This window comes from Nocardia terrae (assembly GCF_009760405.1).
Lineage (GTDB): Bacteria > Actinomycetota > Actinomycetes > Mycobacteriales > Mycobacteriaceae > Nocardia > Nocardia terrae.
Genome location: NZ_WRPP01000004.1, coordinates 479,784 through 497,515, shown reverse-complemented (window position 1 = coordinate 497,515; position 17,732 = coordinate 479,784). Strand labels below are relative to the sequence as shown.

The window sequence follows — 17,732 nt, the reverse complement described above, 5'->3', positions numbered from 1 at the left end:
TGATCATGGCCGGGCCTCCCGAGGATTGTCCGCCCCGTTCGGGAAGCACCGGCCGCCTACAGAGTACTCGAGACCGGAACGCACTCCTGCATTGCCGCACCCCGGGTTAGTGTCGCGGGGTGGGTTTCGAAGTGCGGATCGATACCGCGGGTGCGGTCGAGATCGTCAGAGCGGCAGCCAGGTTCGGGTGGCGTTGGGGATCCGGCAATGTCTCGGAATTCTCCCGACTGGTCGGATGGAGTAGTCCGCAACCGGTGGGAACCCTGCGCGACGGGCCCGTCTTCTCCCGCACCGGGCTGAACGTCTGGTGGGATTCGGCCATGTTCTGGGGCAGCGAACGCGGCCTCGACCATGTGCGGGTCACCATCTCGGACTGCCCGCCGCCCGCCGATTTCGGCAGCCGGGAACTGCTCGAGGCGGCCCTGGCACAGGCCACCGCCGCCTTCACCGAGCGATGGGGCGAGCCCGAGAGCGCCGACGCCGGCCCGGCCGAGGGCGTGGCGTGGCGCTTCGCGAATGTGTTCGCGGGCTTGACCATCGGCGTCGACACCGTGGATCTGCTGCTGGTCGACCCGACCGCGCAGCGCTACTGGATGGATCGCCGCCACGAGATCGCCCGCCGCCGCAGCGCCGCGGGCGGCTGGGGGCGCTTCGCCGAGCATCTGGCCGGTTTCCTGGAGACCCTGCCGGTGGACGGACGGCTGGTGCTCACGGTGCCCGGCGGCCGCTTCGTGCAGTTCGAGGCCGGTCCCGAACAGCTCGCCGGTGAACTGGCCCGCAGCGAATTCATCGATCCGACATGGCGATACACCCCGGAGATCGAGCAGCGGCTGATCGATCAGGGCTGGACGCCGCCGCGCGAGGCGAACTGGACCCGCACCCTGTCCCGGCGCGCGGGCCCGCTGGCCATGAGCGACCTGGCCCAGCGCACCGTCGACGCCCTGCGCACGGTCGGCGCGGGCACGATCACCGAGCTGGTCGCCGACGCCTGGGTGGAGGGCGGTCCGGATCTGGAGGTGACGCCGCTGGGCGTGCCGCCGCACCCCACCTCCCGCACCCAGCGCGCCGAATTCCTGCGCAATCACGCCACCTATCAGTTCGATGCCGGGCCACTGCGGGTGGATGTGCCCGCCGGGATCGAGATCGCCCGCGCGGCCCGGAGTTTCGACTGGACCTGGACCCGCGCCGATCTCGCGGGCTTCGCCGCCGCCGCGGGCTGGAAACCGGTGCACGACACCGATACCGGGGAGCGCACCGTGTGGGCCGACACCGACCTACGCGTGGACGATCCGCGGGTCCGCTTCTGTTTCGACGGCGATCGGCTGGAAGCCGTCTGCGTCACCCTCAGCGACAGCATCGAATCGTTCCTCTACGACGAGGGCCTGCCCGCCGAGGTGCGCGAGCAGCGCACCGCCGCGCACGCCCGCGCGGTGGACGGCTTCCGCGCCGAGTTCGGGATGCCCCGGCACGGGGTGCTGTGGCAGGCGCACGGACCCGTCTGGCCGGATGCCCGGTTGACTCTGGGCGTGGTCGCCGAGGCCGACACCGTGGAGCTGTATCTGGTGCCGCCCGGCGATCGGGATCGCCGCCTCATCATCGAGCAGCAGCGGGCCGCGCACCGTGCCCGCGATCGCGAATGGGCGCAGTTCTTCGAGGATTTGGCCGGGCTGATCGCCGACCTCGGTGAGGCCGGGCAACTCACCCTCGACGCGGGGGAGCCGCATCGCGCCCGGGTGGACCGCGACAAGGAGCTGCTGCGCCTGGAGTTGGCCGGGGCCGCCGCCCGCGCATTGGAGCCGCGGGTGCTCGAGCTCATGCTGCGCGATGGCTGGCAGCATCCCGATCACCGATATCCGCTGTGGCACTTCGACCTTCAGCTTCCGGCTCTGCCCCGCGACCTGCGCCGGATGGCGCGGCTGGCGGTGTGGCCGCTGCGAACACTCATGCCGCCGGAGGCTCGGCTCGGTGTGCTGCTGAACGGTTTGGATCAGCCCGTGCGCACGCCGTCCACGGGATCCATCGGCGGCTCGGGCACGGCCTAGAGTCGAATCATGATCGAAAGCGAAGACGTTCGGATCACCCGGGCCGGTTACGACGAGTACGCCGAGCTGTACGCCCGGATGGTCGAGGGACTGATGGACGACATGCTGTTCGACCGGATGATGCTGGACGCCTTCGCGGAAGCGGTGCGGGAGAACGGAACCGGACCCGTGCTGGAGGTGGGCTGCGGTCAGGGCCGGGTGGCGGCCTATCTGACGGCGGCCGGACTGCGGGTGTCCGGGATCGATCTCTCGCCCGAGATGATCCGGCTGGCCCGGGCGACCTACCCGGAGATCTCGTTCGAGATCGGATCGATGGAACAGCTACCCCTCGAGGACGCCGCCCTGACCGGTCTGGTCTCCTGGTATTCGCTCATTCACACTCCGCCGCAAAGGGTTCCGGCGGTGCTGACCGAATTCGCGCGCGTGCTGCGTCCGGGCGGCCACGTCATCTTCGGCTTCCAGGCCGCCGACGAGCCCACGGGCGTCACCGAATACGCGCACAAGGTCGCACCGTCCTTCCGCTGGGCACCCGACACCTTCGCGGAAGTGCTGGCCGCCAACGGTTTCCGCGCCACCGCCAAGCTGTCCCGCGAGGCCCGCCCGGACGAGCGCACCCCGCAGGCCACCGTGCTGGCCGTCAGAGTCTGACCGGCTCGGGCTCGCGTGCCGCCCGCTCGTCGAATTCGGTTCGCGAGGCGGTGATCTCATCCGCGTGCCGCAGCGCCCACTGCCCCATGGCGTGGGTGATCTGGCCCAGGTCCGTCCCCAGCTCGGTCAGCGTGTACTCGACCCGGGGCGGCACGGTCGGATACACCGTCCGCCGGACCAACCCGTCGCGTTCCAGATCACGCAGCGTGCGGGTGAGCACCTTCTGCGTGATTCCGTCGAGGCGGCGGCGCAATTCGTTGAACCGGATCGGGCCGCCCTCCTGGCGCAGCGTGCCCAGCACCAGCAGCACCCACTTGTCCGCGAGCACCGCGAGGATGTCGCGCGCGGGGCAGCGCCGCAGGTAGCTTTCGACCAGATTTCCGGATGGCTCCCAGTCGGAGACGGTATCCATGAGGTACCTCGGGATCGGAATAGTGCCTTCTTCCCCTCGGATACTACCGAGCGCAGGATCGAGGGCATGAAGACGATCACGCAGCGCACCCTCGGCGGACCCGATGTTCTGGAGACGGTGGAGGCCGACATTCCGCGGCCGGGGCCCGGCGAGGTTCTGATCCGGGTGGCCGCCACGTCGATCAATGCCGCCGACTGGAAACTGCGGTCGGGGGTGGTCACCAAGCTGGGACCGCCGCCGTTCACGCTGGGCTTCGACCTGTCGGGCACCGTCGTCGAGACCGGTGCGGAGGTCACCGAATTCCGGCCCGGCGACGAGGTTTTCGGCAATGTGGTGAGCCGTTCCGGCGCGTATGCCGAATACGTCGTCGCGCCAGTGGAATTCCTCACCCGGAAACCGGAGCAATTCGGCCACGCGCAGGCCGCCGCCCTGCCCACGGCGGCGCTCACCGCATGGCAGGCTCTCACCGATATCCATGCGGGCCAAAGGGTTCTGGTGCACGCGGCCGCGGGCGGGGTGGGACATCTGGCCGTGCAGATCGCGAAGGCACGGGGCGCGTACGTGATCGGCACCGCCCGCGGCGCCAATCACGAGTTCCTGCGCGGCCTCGGCGCGGACGAGCTGATCGATTACACGACAACGGATTTCACCACCGCGACCGGCGATATCGATCTCGCGTTCGACCTGGTCGGCGACGACTACTCCGAACGCTCGCTGCGGGTGCTCGGGCCGCAGGGCCGGGTGGTCGACGCCCAGGGCGAGGAACCACTGTCCGACCCCCGCTATCACCGCCACTATTTCCAACCGTCCGGGACGGATCTGAGCGAGATCGCCGAGTTGGTCGTCACCGGGCGGCTGCGCGGTGAGATCTCGCGCGTGATGTCGCTGGCCGATATCGCCGAGGCGCACAAGCTCAGCGAATCCGGCCGGGTGCGCGGCAAGATCGTGCTCACGCCCTGGACCGACTGATCCGGGTATCCGGCCATCGGGACATTTGCTGCGCGGACCTCGTCCGGGGCTTACCGTCGCGAGGAGACCGCGTTGAGCAGGGAGTAACGGTGACGGACTGGAACGAAGAAGTCGATGTCCTGGTGGCAGGGTCGGGCGGCGGCCTGGCCGGGGCCTACACGGCGGCCCGCGAGGGACTGACCGTCGCGGTGGTGGAGGCCACCGACAAGTTCGGCGGCACCACGTCCTATTCGGGTGGCGGCGGCGTGTGGTTTCCGTGCAATCCGGTCCTGCGCCGCGAGGGCGTGGACGACACGATCGAGGACGCGCTCGCCTACTTCCGGTCCGTGGTCGGCGACCGCACCCCGGCCGAGCTGCAGGAGACCTACGTCCGCAATGGCGCGAAGGTCATCGAATACCTGGAAGCGGACGAGGCTTTCGCGTTCCAGATGTTCCCGTGGCCCGACTATTTCGGGAAGGCTCCCAAGGCGCGCACCGACGGCAAGCGGCACATCATCCCCGCCCCGTTGAAGGCCGCCGAGCTCGGCGAACTGAGCGCTTCGGTGCGCGGCCCGCTGGGCACCGATCGGCACGGCGATCCGCAGCCGGACTATCTGATCGGCGGGCGCGCCCTGGTCGGCCGGTTCCTGCTGGGACTGTCCAAGTACCCCAACGCTTCCCTGTACCTGAACACCCCGCTGGTGGAACTCGTCACCGAGGGCGGCGCGGTGACCGGCGCGATCGTGGAACGCGACGGGCAGCGGGTGGCCATCCGGGCGCGCAAGGGCGTGCTGCTGGCCGCGGGCGGTTTCGAGGGCAACGACGAGCTGCGGCAGCGTTACGGTGTGCCGGGAGTAGCCCGGGACACGATGGGGCCGTGGGGAAATCAGGGCAAGGCGCACGAGGCGGGCATCGCGGCCGGGGCGGACACCGATCTGATGGATCAGGCGTGGTGGTCGCCGGGCCTGGTGCATCCGGACGGGCGCGCGGCCTTCGCGCTGTGGTTCACCGGCGGCATCTTCGTCAACCAGAACGGGGAGCGCTTCGTCAACGAGTCCGCGCCCTACGACCGGCTCGGGCGCGACATCATCGCGCACCTCGAGGACGGCTCGGCGACCCTCCCGTTCTGGATGATCTACGACGACACCGAGGGCCCGGTGCCGCCCATCAAGGCCAGCAACGTGCCGATGGTCGAGGCGCAGCGCTATGTCGAGGCGGGCCTGTGGAAGACCGCCCACACCCTCGAGGACTTGGCCGCCGAAATCGGTGTTCCCGCAGCGGCTCTGGTCGCCACCGTCACCCGCTTCAACGAGTTCGCCGCCGACGGCGCGGACCCGGACTTCGGCCGCGGCGACGAAGCCTACGACCGCGCCTTCAGCAACGGCGAACCGCCGCTCACCCCGATCGTGAAGGGCCCCTTCCACGCCGCCGCCTTCGGCATCTCCGACCTGGGCACCAAGGGCGGCCTGCGCACCGACACCGCCGCCCGCGTGCTCGACACCTCGGGTGCTCCCATCCCCGGCCTCTACGCCGCGGGCAACACCATGGCCGCGGTCAGCGGCACCGTCTACCCCGGTGGCGGCAACCCGATCGGCGCGTCGGTTCTGTTCAGCCACTTGGCCGCGCTAGACATGAGCATCCGCTGACTCCTCTTGCCACCGGTCCTACAGCTGGGATGCAATCGCCCAGGGGTTCGCGGCGCGTCTCGATTCTGGACTGCGGCTTGATAGACCTCCGCCTTGGAGCGGGGGAGCGGGGGAGCGAAGGAGGGAAGAATCGAGACCTCCAGCGCCGCGAACCCGCCGGAGCGAAGCGGAGGCAAATTGGACACAGTGCGGGACCGGTACGACGTGATCGTGGTGGGTGGCGGACACAACGGGTTGGTGGCCGCCGCCTACCTCGCCCGGGCCGGGCGATCGGTGCTGGTGTTGGAACGGCTGGACCACACCGGCGGGGCGGCGGTGTCGGAGCGGGTGTTCACCGGGTTCGACGCGCGGCTGTCACGCTATTCGTATCTGGTGAGCCTGTTGCCGGAGCGGATCGTGCGGGATCTGGATCTGAGCTTCGAGACCCGCAAGCGGCGCATCTCCTCCTACACGCCGATCGGCGACACGGGCCTGTTGGTGGACAACGGTTCCGAGGCCGCCACCCGCGCGAGTTTCGCGCAGGTCACCGGCTCGGAGCGGGATTACGCGGCCTGGCAGGACTTCTACGGCATGACCGGACGGCTGGCCGAGCGCGTCTTCCCGACGCTCACCCAGCCGCTGCCCACCCGCGCCGAATTGCAGCGCACCGTGGACGATTCCGCGGCCTGGGAGGCGATTTTCGAACGGCCCCTCGGTGAATCGGTGGATGCCCGCTTCGCCGACGACACCGTGCGCGGCGTGGTACTCACCGACGCGATCATCGGCACCTTCACTCACGCCCACGATCCGTCGCTGCGGCAGAACCGATGCTTCCTCTATCACGTGATCGGCGGCGGCACCGGCGACTGGAACGTCCCGGTCGGCGGCATGGGCGCACTGACCGACGCGCTCGCGACGGCGGCGCGGGCGGCCGGGGCCGAGATCCGCACCGGCTGCGCGGTCACCGGCATCGACACCGACGGCGACACCGCCGAGGTCCATTTCGTCACCGGTGACCGCGAGGGCGCCGTGGCGGCGGGCCACGTGCTGGTCAACGCCGCCCCGTACGTGCTGGCGCGCCTGCTCGGCGAGCAGGCCGACAAACCCGAGGGCGCACAGCTGAAGATCAATATGCTGCTGCGCCGATTGCCGAAACTGCGTGACCCGCAGGTGGATCCGCGCACCGCCTTCGCCGGAACCTTCCACATCTCCGAATCGGCGGGGCAGCTGGAGCGGGCCTATCGGGAGGCGGAGGCGGGCCGATTGCCCTCCGCGCCCCCTTCGGAGATCTACTGCCACACCCTGACCGATCCGACGATCCTCGCACCCGAGCTGATCGAGCGCGGCTTCCACACCCTCACCCTGTTCGGTGTGCACACTCCCGCACGGCTTTTCGCCGACGATCCGCGGGGCGCGAAGGACCTGCTGGTGGATGCCACACTGGCGCAGTTGGATTCGGTGCTGGCCGAGCCCATTCAGGATTGCCTGGCACTGGACGGTGAGGGCAATCCGTGCGTGGAAGCTCGGACCCCGGTCGAACTGGAACGTGAGATCGGCCTGCCCGGCGGCCATATCTTCCACGCGGACTTGGCCTTTCCCTACCGCACCACCGACGACGACAGCCCGGCCGCACGCTGGGGAGTGGCGACCGGGCACCGCAATGTGCTGCTGTGCGGCGCGGGCGCGGTGCGCGGCGGCGGGGTCAGCGGCATCGGCGGGCACAATGCCGCCATGGCAGTGCTCGAACAAGGCCGATAGGTCCGCGGCGGGTCAGTCCAGGCCGCCGTGCTCGCTGTCCCAGCGGGCCCGGGCGGCGGCCACGCCGTCCATGTGCGCGCGCGACCAGTCGGCCAGGTAGAAGGCGACCTGCGCGAGGCTCGCACCGGCCTCAGTGAGCCGGTACTCCACCTGCGGCGGGATGGTGGGGTATGCGGTGCGCTCCAGAAACCCGTCACGCCACAGCCTTTTGGTCGTGAGCGTCAGCATGCGCTGGGAAATGCCGGGTAGCGCACGCTGCAGTTCCCCGAATCGGCGCACGCCTTTGGTCAGTTCGACCAGGACCAGGATGGTCCATCGGTCGCCGAGACGCTCCACCGTGTCGCGGATGCCGCAGTTGTCATCGCCACACGGCCCGTCGGGAATAGTGCCCGCTGCCTGTTCGGTAACAGCGGTGTTCGTGACTGACAACAAAGTGCCTTCTTCCCGGGTCGTCGCGAGGGCCGGATGCTCGGTCGTGTCGAAATCCACGACGTTCTCAACACAGGGAGTAGCGCAAATGATTCTGGTAACCGGCGTTTCGGGTGCTCTGGGTGGATCGGTGCTGGCCGGACTGCGCGCCCAGCCGGATCTGGAGGTGGTCGCGGGCAGCAGTTCCGGAGACGGCGACACGGTGCGACGCCTCGACTTCGATGATCCCGCCACCCTCGAGTCCGGGCTGCGCGGTGTGGACCTGCTGGTGTTCGTCTCCGCCGGATACGCCGAGGACGATGTGGTGATCGCGCGCCACGGCGCGCTGATCGCGGCCGCCACGGCCGCCGGGGTGCGACACGTGATCTACACCAGCCTGTCGGCCTCGGCCCACCACACCTCCATCGCCGTACCGCATCTGTGGACCGAAAGGCAGCTGGCCGCATCGCCTTTCGCGGTCACGGTGCTGCGCAACGGGTTCTACAGCGAGCTGACGACGGGTCTGGCCGCGGGCGCCGTCGAATCCGCCGCCGCCACAGGCATTTTCGCCGCCCCGTTCGGCACCGGCCGTATCTCCGGGGTGTCGCGCCGAGATCTGGCCGATGTCGCGGTCCGGGTTGCCGCCGAGATCGAACGCGATCTGCGTGCGGGAGCCGTCAGCGCGCACGCCGGTCGCACCTACGAGCTCGAGGGTGTGGCCTCGGTCGACGGCGCGGAGATCGCCGAGCTGCTGAGCGAATACCTCGGCAGGCCGGTGGAATACCGCGATGTCTCGCTCACCGACCTGCGGATCGGGCTGCTCGGCAGTGATCTGGAGCCGTACCGGATCGGCCACAGCGTGTCGCTGTTCGCCAATCTGAAGGCGGGCTTCCTGCATGCCGCCGGCGGCGATCTACCGGCTCTGCTCCCCACCGCGCCGCGCCCGATCCGCGAGGAGATCGCGGCGGCCCTCAGTGGCGCGGCAGTTCCTGAGTGACCCGCCACAGCCGCCGGGGCAGTTCACCCTCCTCGAACGATTGCCGTTCGCGCAGTTCCCATCCGGTGGCCAGGATGTCGACCAGTTCCGGGGAAAAGAAGTGCACCGCGAAGCCGCCGTGCTCGTAGATGTCGTCACCGAGCGCGGTGCCGGTGCCGAAGTGGGCGTCCTCGGTATTGCGCACGGTGTAGACGAGCACGCCGCCCGGCTTGAGCACCCGGTGGATCTCGCCCACCAGGTCGCGGATCTCCTGGGTGCTCAGGTTCATGCACAGCAGCATGTGCGCGTAGACGGCGTCCACGCTGCGGTAGGGCAGCGGAATCGGCTGGCGGACATCGTGTTCCAGGGTCCTGACCTGATCACCCAGTCCTTCGGCCTCGGCCCGCTCCCGCAACTGCGCCAGCGCCTCGGCGCTGAAGTCCGAGGCCGTGACCCGGAAACCCTGGCGGGCCAGATGGATCGCGTCGCGGCCGTGGCCCGCGCCCAGCTCGAGCACATCCAGGGCCCCGCGGTCCCGGAAGAGCCGCGCCGCGTACACCGCCGGGTCCGACGGCTGTTCGCCGTACATTCCCGGATTCGCCCGATAGGTGCGCTGCCAGTGCTCATGCTGGTCGCTCATGCTGGAACCTTTTGGGCATGAGCGGAGCGCTCCGTGGTTACGCTCCGCTGCCTCCTCCGCGCCTGACCGCTCATGCCCCCATCATGTCTCACGAGGTGCGGCGGCCGTCCGCGCCGTGCTGGCCCATGATGTCGGAGCAGCAGCGGATGAAGTACCGCACCACCGGATCCGCCTCGGAGGCGTCGGGCCACACCACCGCCACCCGGGTGGGTCCGATGCCGTGGACCGGCCGGAACACCACGCCCGGATACTCGGTGCGCGCGGTGGAAGCGGGAGTGAAGCTCACCCCGAAGTCATTGGCGATGGCGCGCAGCCACTCCTCGGTATTGCGGGCGATGGCCCCGATGATGGCGGTGTCCGCGGGCCGCGCGTCCAGGCCCATCCAATAGTCGCGCCACCAGCCGGTTTCCGCGGGCGAGGCGACATAGGGCTCGTCCCACAGCTCCCGGAACGCGATGTCGTCGCGGTCGGCCAGCGGATGGTCCTGCGGCAACGCGATCCAGCGCGGCTCGGCGAACAACTCCCGCAGGTGGTATTCCTCCTGGCCGGGAAAGGGCAGGCGCAGCAAGGCCACATCAACATCGCCCTCGTCCAGCCCGGCGGTCGGATCGGTCCAGCCGCCCTGATGGATATCGACCTGCCAGTCCGGGTGCAGGCGATGGAAGACCCGGATGATCTCCGGGATGTGCTCGTCGGCGGCACTGTTCACACAGCCCAGCCGCAGCACCCGGGAGGCGCGGCTGGCATCGCTCTTGGTGTCGCGCAGAATCCGGTCCCAGGACGCGAGCAGTGCCGGGATCTGTTCGGCCAGAACCTTTCCCGAGGCGGTCAGGGTCCAGCCCGCGCGGGAGCGGATGAACAGCTCCACACCCAGCTGCTGTTCGAGCTGTTTGATCTGGGTCGCCAGCGCGGGCTGCGCGACGTGCAGTCGCGCCGCCGCCCGCGGCAGGTTCTCCGCATCCGCGACTGCCAGGAAGTAACGCAGCAGTCGCGTGTCGATATCCATGCCACCAGGTTAGGAACAGGGCAACCGGTAGGCATACCCCCTGGCCTGGAAGACCGGATCCGACCGGATGCTATCGACGGTTCTCAGCCGAAGCTGGGGCGCACGACGGACGGTGAGGTCACCTTGTAGGTGGCCAGCACCACGCCGTTGTCCAGGGACCGGGACTGTGTCAGTTCCATGGTGGCCTCGGCCTCGACGGGCTTCCACAGGCTCAGGCCGCTGCCCAGCAGCACCGGGTAGACGACCAGGTGGTATTCGTCCACGAGTCCGTTGGCGCGCAGGAATTCGACGACGCTCGCGCTGCCGAACAGCAGCAGGTTCCGCTCGGTGCGCAGTTTGCCGATGGACTCGGCCGGATCGCCCTCGATGCGCGTCGCGTTCCACTCCAGGCCGTCCCGCGAGGTCATCACGTGCTTGGGCATGGAGTTCATCTTGTCCTTGTACGCGCCCTCCTCCGGATGGTTGGGCCAGGCGGCGGCGAAGCCCTGGTAGGTGGTGCGGCCCAGCAGCAGCGCGTCGGCCTCGTCCAGCTCGGCGCTCTTGTACGCGGCGATGGCGTCGTTCCAGTACGGGGCGGTCCAGGCCGGGTCCTGAATGTAGCCGTCGGTCGAAACGAATTCGGCGACAACGATTTTGCCCATGGCATCCTCCACTTTTCGGATCGTCCCGTTTCAGCATGACCGAGCGGGTTCGAGCATAGGGACGGAACCGCCGCGCCAAACTCATCGCCCGACCGGTTTTGTCTTCGATCTCACGCTAGATTCAGATTGCTACAAAGTTGCCATCTCGGTAGACCGGAGACGGAGGGCAATCGAGTAGGAGGATCGGTACGAGCGAGGGTCGGGCGCACTACCCCCAGCACCGGCGCGTCCAACGTGACCGGGGTCTGATGTCGCGCACGCTCTACGGGGCCACCCGCAGGGCCGCCGGATCCATGGACCGCCTGCTGAAACGGGTCGCCGCCGAAACCGCGGGACCGGCCGACCAGGCGCCCCAGCCGGAGGAACCACCGATCTCCCAGGACCTGCTGGACCTGCTGCGCCATCTCGGCGTCGCCCTCATCCGCTCGGGTGAGACCACCGGCCGGGTGCAGGACATCCTCGACGATCTGGCCCACCGCTACGACGTCGACGAGGTGCACTTCTTCGTGCTGCCCACGGGAGTGTTCGTGCGCGTTCAGGATTCGCGCGGTTCGGCGGTGGACCTGCTCGAGGCCGACTCCGACTCGCTGCGCCTGGATCAGATCGCGGCGCTCTACCAGCTCATCGACGAGATCAAGAAGGCCGTGCCGCCACCCGCCCGGGCCACCGCCGACCTCGCCCGGATCCTCGCCTCGCCGCAGCCCACCCCGGTGTGGCGATTGCTGCTCGGCAATGTGGTGCTGACGGTCGGCCTGGGCCTGATGCTCAACCCCACCTCGAACAGCCTGCTCGGCTACATCGTGCTGGGCCTGGTGGTGCAGCTGCTGATCATGGCCGCCGACCGGTTCCGGCTGCTCTCGACCGGACTGCCGGTGGTCGCCGGGGCGGTGGTCACGTTGCTGTCCTTCGGTTTTCCCTACGCGCTCGGCGGCGGCAATCCGTCGCAGCTGCTGATTCCCTCGGTGTCGAGCCTGCTGCCGGGCGCGGCGCTCACGAACGGGTCCATCGAGCTGGCGACCGGGAACATGGTGGCGGGTGCGAGCCGCACCATCTTCGGCTTCAACAAGCTGCTGCTGCTGGCCTTCGGCATTCTCATCGGTCTGCAGCTGCTGGGCACGCTGCCGCCGGTGCAGCCGCCGCCCTCCGGCGGATTGGGCTGGTGGACACCGGTACTGGGCGTGCTGCTGATCGGGCTGGGCCACAGCTGGCGGGCCAGCGCACCGAAACGGTCGCTGGGCTGGCTGCTCATCGTGCTGTACGCCGCCTTCTGCGGGCAGCAGCTGGGCCAGCAGCTGCACGGCGGCGGACTGCTCGGATCGTTCCTGGGCGGCCTGATCGCGGTGCCGGCCGCGTATCTGGTGCAGCGCAGCAAGGACGCCCCGCCGACACAGGTGGTGTTCCTGCCCGCCTTCTGGATGCTGGTGCCCGGCGGCATGGGCCTGACGGGGGTCTCGGAGCTGGTGACCAAGAACGATGCGAACGGCCTGCACGTGATCGTGAACGCCGTTCTCACCGTGCTGGCCATCGCCATGGGCGTGCTGGTCGGGTCCGGCGTGGTCGCCTCGACCCGGCGGCCACGGCTGGAGAACCTCGTCGAGGACTGGCTGGGCCCCGAGACCGGCAGGCACGCGGCGGCCGTCCCGCCGGTGCACGCCGCCGAAACTCAGCGCACGACAGGCAGTTCCGAGCCCGGATCGGAGAGCCAGAGCAGCCAGTGAGGGGCGAGCAGGGCCGCGAACTCGTCGTAGCCCGCCGCGCCCGGGTGGTAGCCGTCGCCGGCCGCGATATCGCGCATCCAGATCTGGTTCTCACGCAGCGGCTGATACGCCCGTAGGTACGGCACCTTGGCCTCTTCGCACAGGTCGGCGTAGCGGGCGTCCAGCGCGACCAGACGGACGTTGTGCTCGTCGTCGGCATTCGGCGGCGGCGCGACCACCATTGCCTGCCAGCCCTTTTCCCGCACGCCGCGCAGGATCGCGGCCATGTTGTCCACCGAATCGTCCGGATCGACTCGGGGGCCGCCGTTCTCGACCTGGGTGTCGTTGGCCCCGGTCGAGATCACCACCCGGGCATCGCAGCCCACCGGCAGCCGGGGCGTGCACTCGGCTTCCCAGCGCGAGCGCAGCTCGGTGCTGTTCTCACGCCGGATCCCCAGGTTGTAGTAGGTCAGCGGCTGCCCCGCCGCGATGGCTCTGGCCGCGAGCCGCCCCGCCCAGCCCAGGCATTTCTGATCACCGACCCCCGCGACGAATGACTCCCCGATAAAGCAGACACGAAGATCGAGCACCACATTCCGATCCTTGCACGCGGGTTCGGTCAACGCCTAAGCCTCGTAATAAGCAGGAAAAACCGATATCGGAATCGCGCGTGCCGACGGGCGGAACAGTCTTCGCCATCGCAACGGGTTACGGTTACCGGCGTGTTGGGTGGTCGGTGGACCGGTCACCTGCCGCATACTCACACCGAGCCGACCATGGGACCGCAGCCGTTCCCACGATCCGAAAGCGCGAATAGGACATGCGAGTCGACGGGCGGGAGATTCCCGTCTCCGGCAGCCTGCTGCAGCCGCGGATCCGCCGGACCAGTGACATTCTGCGCGTTGTGCTGTCCGCGTTGTCGGTCGCCATCGTGGTCGCCGGATCGCTGATCACCCGGCCGCAATGGGAGCAGCTGGAGCGATCGGTCTCCAATATCGTCGGCTTCCTGACCCCGGAACAGTCCAACCTGGTCTACATCGTCTACGGCATCGCGATTCTGGCGCTGCCGTTCGCCATCCTGGTACGGCTGGTGCTGCGCGGCCAGTGGAAGCTGCTCGCGGGTTTCGTCTCCGCCGGCCTGATCGCGCTGGCGCTGTTCTCCATCACCGGCACCGGCTTCTCCGCGCCGCGCTGGCATCTGTCGGAACCGGGACAGGTCAACACCTTCCTGTCGCAGTTCCTCGACGACCCGCGCTGGATCGCCATGCTGGCCGCGACGCTCACCGTGGCCAGCCCGTGGCTGCCGGCGCGGGCGCGGCGCTGGTGGTGGACGCTGCTGCTGGCCTTCGTGCCCATCCACCTGTTCGTCTCGCTGGTGGTGCCCGCCCGGGCCGCGCTGGGCCTGGTGGTGGGCTGGCTGGTGGGCGCGATCATCGTGCTGGTGGTCGGCACCCCCGGACTCGAGGTGCCGCTGGACGCCGCGGTGCGGGTGCTGGCCCGGCGCGGCTTCCGGGTGACCGCGTTCAAGGTGCTGCGCCCGGCCGCCCGTGGGCCGCTGGTGATTTCGGCGAGCACGGTGCCGCAGCCCGAACTCAGCTCCCTGCTCAACGCCTCCGGCATGCCGAAGGTCGGCACCGAGGCGGCGGATCCCGACCCCGGCGAATCCCGTTCGCCCGACAACGAACTCATCATCGAGATGTACGGCGTGAACCAGCGCAGCCGCGGCATGCTGCAGCAGTTCAGGCGCTGGCTCACGATTCGCAGCGGCGAGTATCCGGCCTCCTTCGCCTCCATGCGCCGCGCGGTGGAGCATCGCGCGCTGATGGGCTTCGCCATCTCGGATCTGGGGCTGGCCAGCAACAAGCCGCTCACGGTGGCGGCGCTGGACCGCGGCTGGATGGTGTACGCGCACACCGTCCCCCAGGGTCGCCCGTTCACCGCGGCCGACGGGGAGGAGACGCTCACCCGGGTGTGGCAAGCGCTACACAGCATGCATCTGGCCCAGATCTCGCACGGTGACCTGCGCACCGAGGAGATCCGCATCCTCGACGACACCGTGCTGTTCGGCGGGTTCGTGCAATCCGAATTCGGCGCCTACAAGGTGCGTTTCGATTCCGATGTGGCGCAGTTGCTGCTGTCGTCCGCCGCGCTGTTCGGCGCCGAATCCGCGGTGCGGACCGCGCTCGACGTGCTGGACAAGCAGGCGGTGCTGGACGCCTCGGCCCGGCTCACCAAGACCGCCATGCCCAAACACGTCCGCGACGCCATACCGGACGCGGGCGAGCGGATGAAGGCCATCCGCGCCGAGGTGACCGAGCAGACCGGGCTGGACAAGATCGAGGCCGCGCAGGTCACCCGATTCTCGCGCAATCTGATCATCCAGCTGGTGCTGCTCATCGGCCTGGTCTACGTGGCTTACCCGTACATCAGCCAGGTGCCGACCTTCTTCACCGAACTGCACAACCTGCACTGGGGCTGGGCGGCACTGGGGTTGACGGTGTCGGCGCTGACCTATGTGGGTGCGGCAATGGCGTTGTGGGCGTGCGCCTCCGAGGCCGTGAAGTTCGGCAATCTGCTGCTCATGCAGATCGCCAACACCTTTGCCGCCACCACGACCCCGGCCGGGGTGGGCGGTCTGGCGTTGAGCGTGCGGTTCCTGCAGAAGGGCGGGCTGGGCGCGGTGCGCGCCACCGCGGCCGTCGCCCTGCAGCAGACCGTGCAGGTGGTCACCCACGTGGTGCTGCTGCTGATCTTCGGTGCGCTGGCGGGTGTTTCGACCAACCTGTCGCACTTCGTGCCCAGCGCGACCGTGCTGTATTTCGTCGCCGGTGCGCTGCTGGGCCTGCTGGGCGCGACCATGTTCATTCCCAAGATCCGCAAGTGGCTGCTCAACGAGGTGCGCCCGCAGCTGGCCGAGGTGGTGGGCCAACTCAAGGATCTGGGCCGTCGCCCCTGGCGGCTGGCCATGATCATCGCCGGCTGCGCCACCACCACCCTGGGCATGGCGCTCGCGCTGTGGGCGAGCATCGAAGCCTTCGGCGGCAGTACGACTTTCGTGACGGTCACCATCGTCACCATGGTCGGTGGCACGCTGGCCTCGGCCGCCCCGACACCCGGCGGTGTAGGCGCGGTCGAGGCCGCTCTCATCGGTGGTCTGGCCGCCTTCGGCGTCTCGCCGGAGATCGCCGTCCCCTCGGTCCTGCTCTATCGCGTGCTGACCTGCTGGCTGCCGGTGTTCTGCGGCTGGCCGATCATGCGGTGGCTGACCAAGCGGGACATGATCTAAGCCGAATACTGCTTGCGCAGTTCGTTCTTCACGACCTTGCCGCTGGCGTTGCGGGGGAGTTCGGGGACGATCACCAGGTGCTTGGGGTGCTTGTAGCGGGCCAGGGTGTCGTTCAGGAAGGGCCCGAGCTCCTCGAGGGTCAGGTCGTCGACGCCTTCGGCCAGGGCGACGATCGCGACCGGCACCTCGCCCCACTTCTCGTGCGGGCGACCGACCACCGACGCCTCGTGGATCTTGGGGTGGGCGAAGAGCACGTTCTCGACCTCGGCGCAGTAGATGTTCTCGCCGCCGGAGATGATCATGTCCTTCTTGCGGTCCACCACATAGACGAAGCCCTCGTCGTCCACGCGGACCAGGTCGCCGGAGTGGAACCAGCCGCCGTGGAAGGCTTCCGCGGTGGCCTCGGGCTTGTTCCAGTAGCCCTGCATGAGAGTCGGTCCGCGGTAGACGATCTCACCGACCTCGCCGGGGGCGACATCGTTCATCTCGTCGTCGACCACCCGGGCCTGGATGGTGGGGATGGGATGACCCACCGAGCCGATCTTGCGCAGCGCGTCCTTGCCCTCGAGCACGCAGGTGATGGGCGACATCTCGGTCTGCCCGAACACGGCCACGTTGAAGGCGTTCGGGAAGCAGTCGGCCATGGCCCGCAGCACGGTGTCCGAGGCCGGGGCCGCGCCCCAGCACAGCGCCTGCAGCGCGAGCTTGCGCTGCTTGACCGTCGGCTCCTCGCAGATGAGCTGCCACTGCACCGGCACGCAGAAGGCAGCGGTGGCCTGCTCCTTCTCGACCTCGTCGAGGAACTCGGTGGCGTCGAACGCGCCCAGCGGGTGCAGCACGGTCTTGCCGCCGAGCATGAAATACGGCGTGAGCGAACCCAATCCGGCGATGTGGAACAGCGGGGAGGTGCAGAAGCCGATCGAGTCGGGGGTGATCTCCATGGCCCGGATACAGGTCAGCGCCTGCGCGTTCATGTTCGCGTGGGTCAGCACCGCACCCTTGGGGCTGCCGGTGGTGCCCGAGGTGTACATGATCAGGCAGGGGGTTTCCTCCGGAATATCCAGCGGCGCATGGGGTTCGCCCGGCTCGGCCAGGAAGTCCTCGTAGCCGATGACGCCCTCGCCGCTCTGCCCGTTGATCACGACCACGCAGTCGAGACCGGCGGCCCGCGCCGCCACGCCCACGGCCAGCGGCTGCAAGATCGAATCCGTGACAATGGCTTTCGCGCCGGAGTCGGCCACGATGTAGGCGACCTCGGGCGGGGTGAGCCGGAAGTTCACCGGCACCGCGATGGCGCCCAGGGCATTGATGCCCATGACCGCCTCGATGTACTCGGTGTAGTTCAGCGCCAGGATGAGCACACGATCGCCGAACCCGACCCCTCGACGGGACAGCGCGTCGGCGAAGCGCTCCGACCGCTCGTGCAGCTGCTTCCAGGTGGTGTCCACGCCCTTGAACTTGAAGGCGACATGATCCGGCCGCATGGCGGAGTGCGTGGCGATCTGGTTCACCCAGTGATTTCGCACCGACCGGATCGGCTCGGCAAGCGGCTGGAAGGTCATGCAGTGTCCTTTCACGCTGATCGACTGTGAGAATAGCGCTTAACTTTCTGACGTGACAAGGGTTACAGAGCAGGTTTACCAGC

Annotated in this window: 15 protein-coding genes; 8 read left to right on the top strand and 7 right to left on the bottom strand. The window is 68.7% G+C overall.

Annotated elements, in window-relative coordinates; translation table 11 throughout:
* The first annotated feature begins 119 nt into the window (after nt 1–119).
* Entirely contained in the window at nt 120–2,042 is a 1,923-nt protein-coding gene (locus GPX89_RS45945) for a DUF6301 family protein (protein ID WP_157389549.1), read from the top strand.
* Nucleotides 2,043–2,051: 9 nt separating this feature from the next.
* Nucleotides 2,052–2,690: a class I SAM-dependent methyltransferase gene (locus tag GPX89_RS22400; protein WP_157389548.1), complete on the top strand. Its 639-nt coding sequence runs from the start codon at nt 2,052–2,054 to the stop codon at nt 2,688–2,690.
* Here the strand turns inward: GPX89_RS22400 and GPX89_RS22395 are convergent.
* On the bottom strand, nt 2,680–3,102 hold the full coding sequence (locus tag GPX89_RS22395; protein WP_157389547.1) for a winged helix-turn-helix transcriptional regulator: 423 nt from the start codon (nt 3,100–3,102) through the stop codon (nt 2,680–2,682). The genes GPX89_RS22400 and GPX89_RS22395 overlap by 11 nt on opposite strands.
* 66 nt (nt 3,103–3,168) lie before the next feature.
* On the opposite strand from GPX89_RS22395, the gene GPX89_RS22390 reads away from it, so the two are divergent.
* The 3 genes from GPX89_RS22390 to GPX89_RS22380 all read left to right on the top strand — a co-directional run bounded on the left by GPX89_RS22390 (nt 3,169) and on the right by GPX89_RS22380 (nt 7,433).
* On the top strand, nt 3,169–4,071 hold the full coding sequence (locus GPX89_RS22390) for an NADP-dependent oxidoreductase (RefSeq protein ID WP_157389546.1): 903 nt from the start codon (nt 3,169–3,171) through the stop codon (nt 4,069–4,071).
* An 89-nt stretch (nt 4,072–4,160) separates the two neighbouring features.
* Nucleotides 4,161–5,696, top strand: a complete 1,536-nt coding sequence (locus tag GPX89_RS22385; protein WP_328602173.1) for an FAD-binding protein — start codon at nt 4,161–4,163, stop codon at nt 5,694–5,696.
* A gap of 186 nt (nt 5,697–5,882) precedes the next feature.
* Entirely contained in the window at nt 5,883–7,433 is a 1,551-nt protein-coding gene (locus GPX89_RS22380; RefSeq protein WP_328602239.1) for a phytoene desaturase family protein, read from the top strand.
* A 12-nt stretch (nt 7,434–7,445) separates the two neighbouring features.
* On the opposite strand, the gene GPX89_RS22375 is transcribed toward GPX89_RS22380, so the two are convergent.
* Nucleotides 7,446–7,922 (bottom strand): winged helix-turn-helix transcriptional regulator, encoded by a 477-nt coding sequence (locus tag GPX89_RS22375; protein ID WP_198347541.1) that lies wholly within the window; start codon nt 7,920–7,922, stop codon nt 7,446–7,448.
* A 28-nt stretch (nt 7,923–7,950) separates the two neighbouring features.
* On the opposite strand from GPX89_RS22375, the gene GPX89_RS22370 reads away from it, so the two are divergent.
* Nucleotides 7,951–8,838, top strand: a complete 888-nt coding sequence (locus GPX89_RS22370; protein WP_157389544.1) for an NmrA family NAD(P)-binding protein — start codon at nt 7,951–7,953, stop codon at nt 8,836–8,838.
* On the opposite strand, the gene GPX89_RS22365 is transcribed toward GPX89_RS22370, so the two are convergent.
* From GPX89_RS22365 to GPX89_RS22355, 3 genes are all read right to left on the bottom strand, one after another.
* Nucleotides 8,813–9,457, bottom strand: coding sequence for a class I SAM-dependent methyltransferase (locus tag GPX89_RS22365; RefSeq protein WP_157389543.1), 645 nt, complete (start codon nt 9,455–9,457; stop codon nt 8,813–8,815). The genes GPX89_RS22370 and GPX89_RS22365 overlap by 26 nt on opposite strands.
* A gap of 88 nt (nt 9,458–9,545) precedes the next feature.
* A complete protein-coding gene (locus GPX89_RS22360; RefSeq protein ID WP_157389542.1) occupies nt 9,546–10,463 on the bottom strand; it encodes a LysR family transcriptional regulator in 918 nt (305 codons plus the stop codon).
* Between the two features lie 83 nt (nt 10,464–10,546).
* A complete protein-coding gene (locus tag GPX89_RS22355; RefSeq protein ID WP_157389541.1) occupies nt 10,547–11,104 on the bottom strand; it encodes a dihydrofolate reductase family protein in 558 nt (185 codons plus the stop codon).
* Between the two features lie 248 nt (nt 11,105–11,352).
* Here GPX89_RS22355 and GPX89_RS22350 point away from each other — a divergent pair, with 248 nt between their 5' ends.
* Nucleotides 11,353–12,822 (top strand): threonine/serine exporter family protein, encoded by a 1,470-nt coding sequence (locus tag GPX89_RS22350; RefSeq protein WP_157389540.1) that lies wholly within the window; start codon nt 11,353–11,355, stop codon nt 12,820–12,822.
* Here the strand turns inward: GPX89_RS22350 and GPX89_RS22345 are convergent.
* Nucleotides 12,768–13,391 (bottom strand): GDSL-type esterase/lipase family protein, encoded by a 624-nt coding sequence (locus GPX89_RS22345; RefSeq protein WP_328602172.1) that lies wholly within the window; start codon nt 13,389–13,391, stop codon nt 12,768–12,770. The two genes, GPX89_RS22350 and GPX89_RS22345, sit on opposite strands and share 55 nt — an antisense overlap.
* A 230-nt stretch (nt 13,392–13,621) precedes the next feature.
* On the opposite strand from GPX89_RS22345, the gene GPX89_RS22340 reads away from it, so the two are divergent.
* Nucleotides 13,622–16,087: a lysylphosphatidylglycerol synthase transmembrane domain-containing protein gene (locus tag GPX89_RS22340; RefSeq protein WP_157389538.1), complete on the top strand. Its 2,466-nt coding sequence runs from the start codon at nt 13,622–13,624 to the stop codon at nt 16,085–16,087.
* Here the strand turns inward: GPX89_RS22340 and fadD5 are convergent.
* The gene (gene fadD5, locus GPX89_RS22335) at nt 16,084–17,649 is read right to left on the bottom strand and encodes a fatty-acid--CoA ligase FadD5 (RefSeq protein ID WP_157389537.1); all 1,566 of its coding nucleotides are present in this window, start codon (nt 17,647–17,649) and stop codon (nt 16,084–16,086) included. The two genes, GPX89_RS22340 and fadD5, sit on opposite strands and share 4 nt — an antisense overlap.
* Nucleotides 17,650–17,732 lie beyond the last annotated feature (83 nt).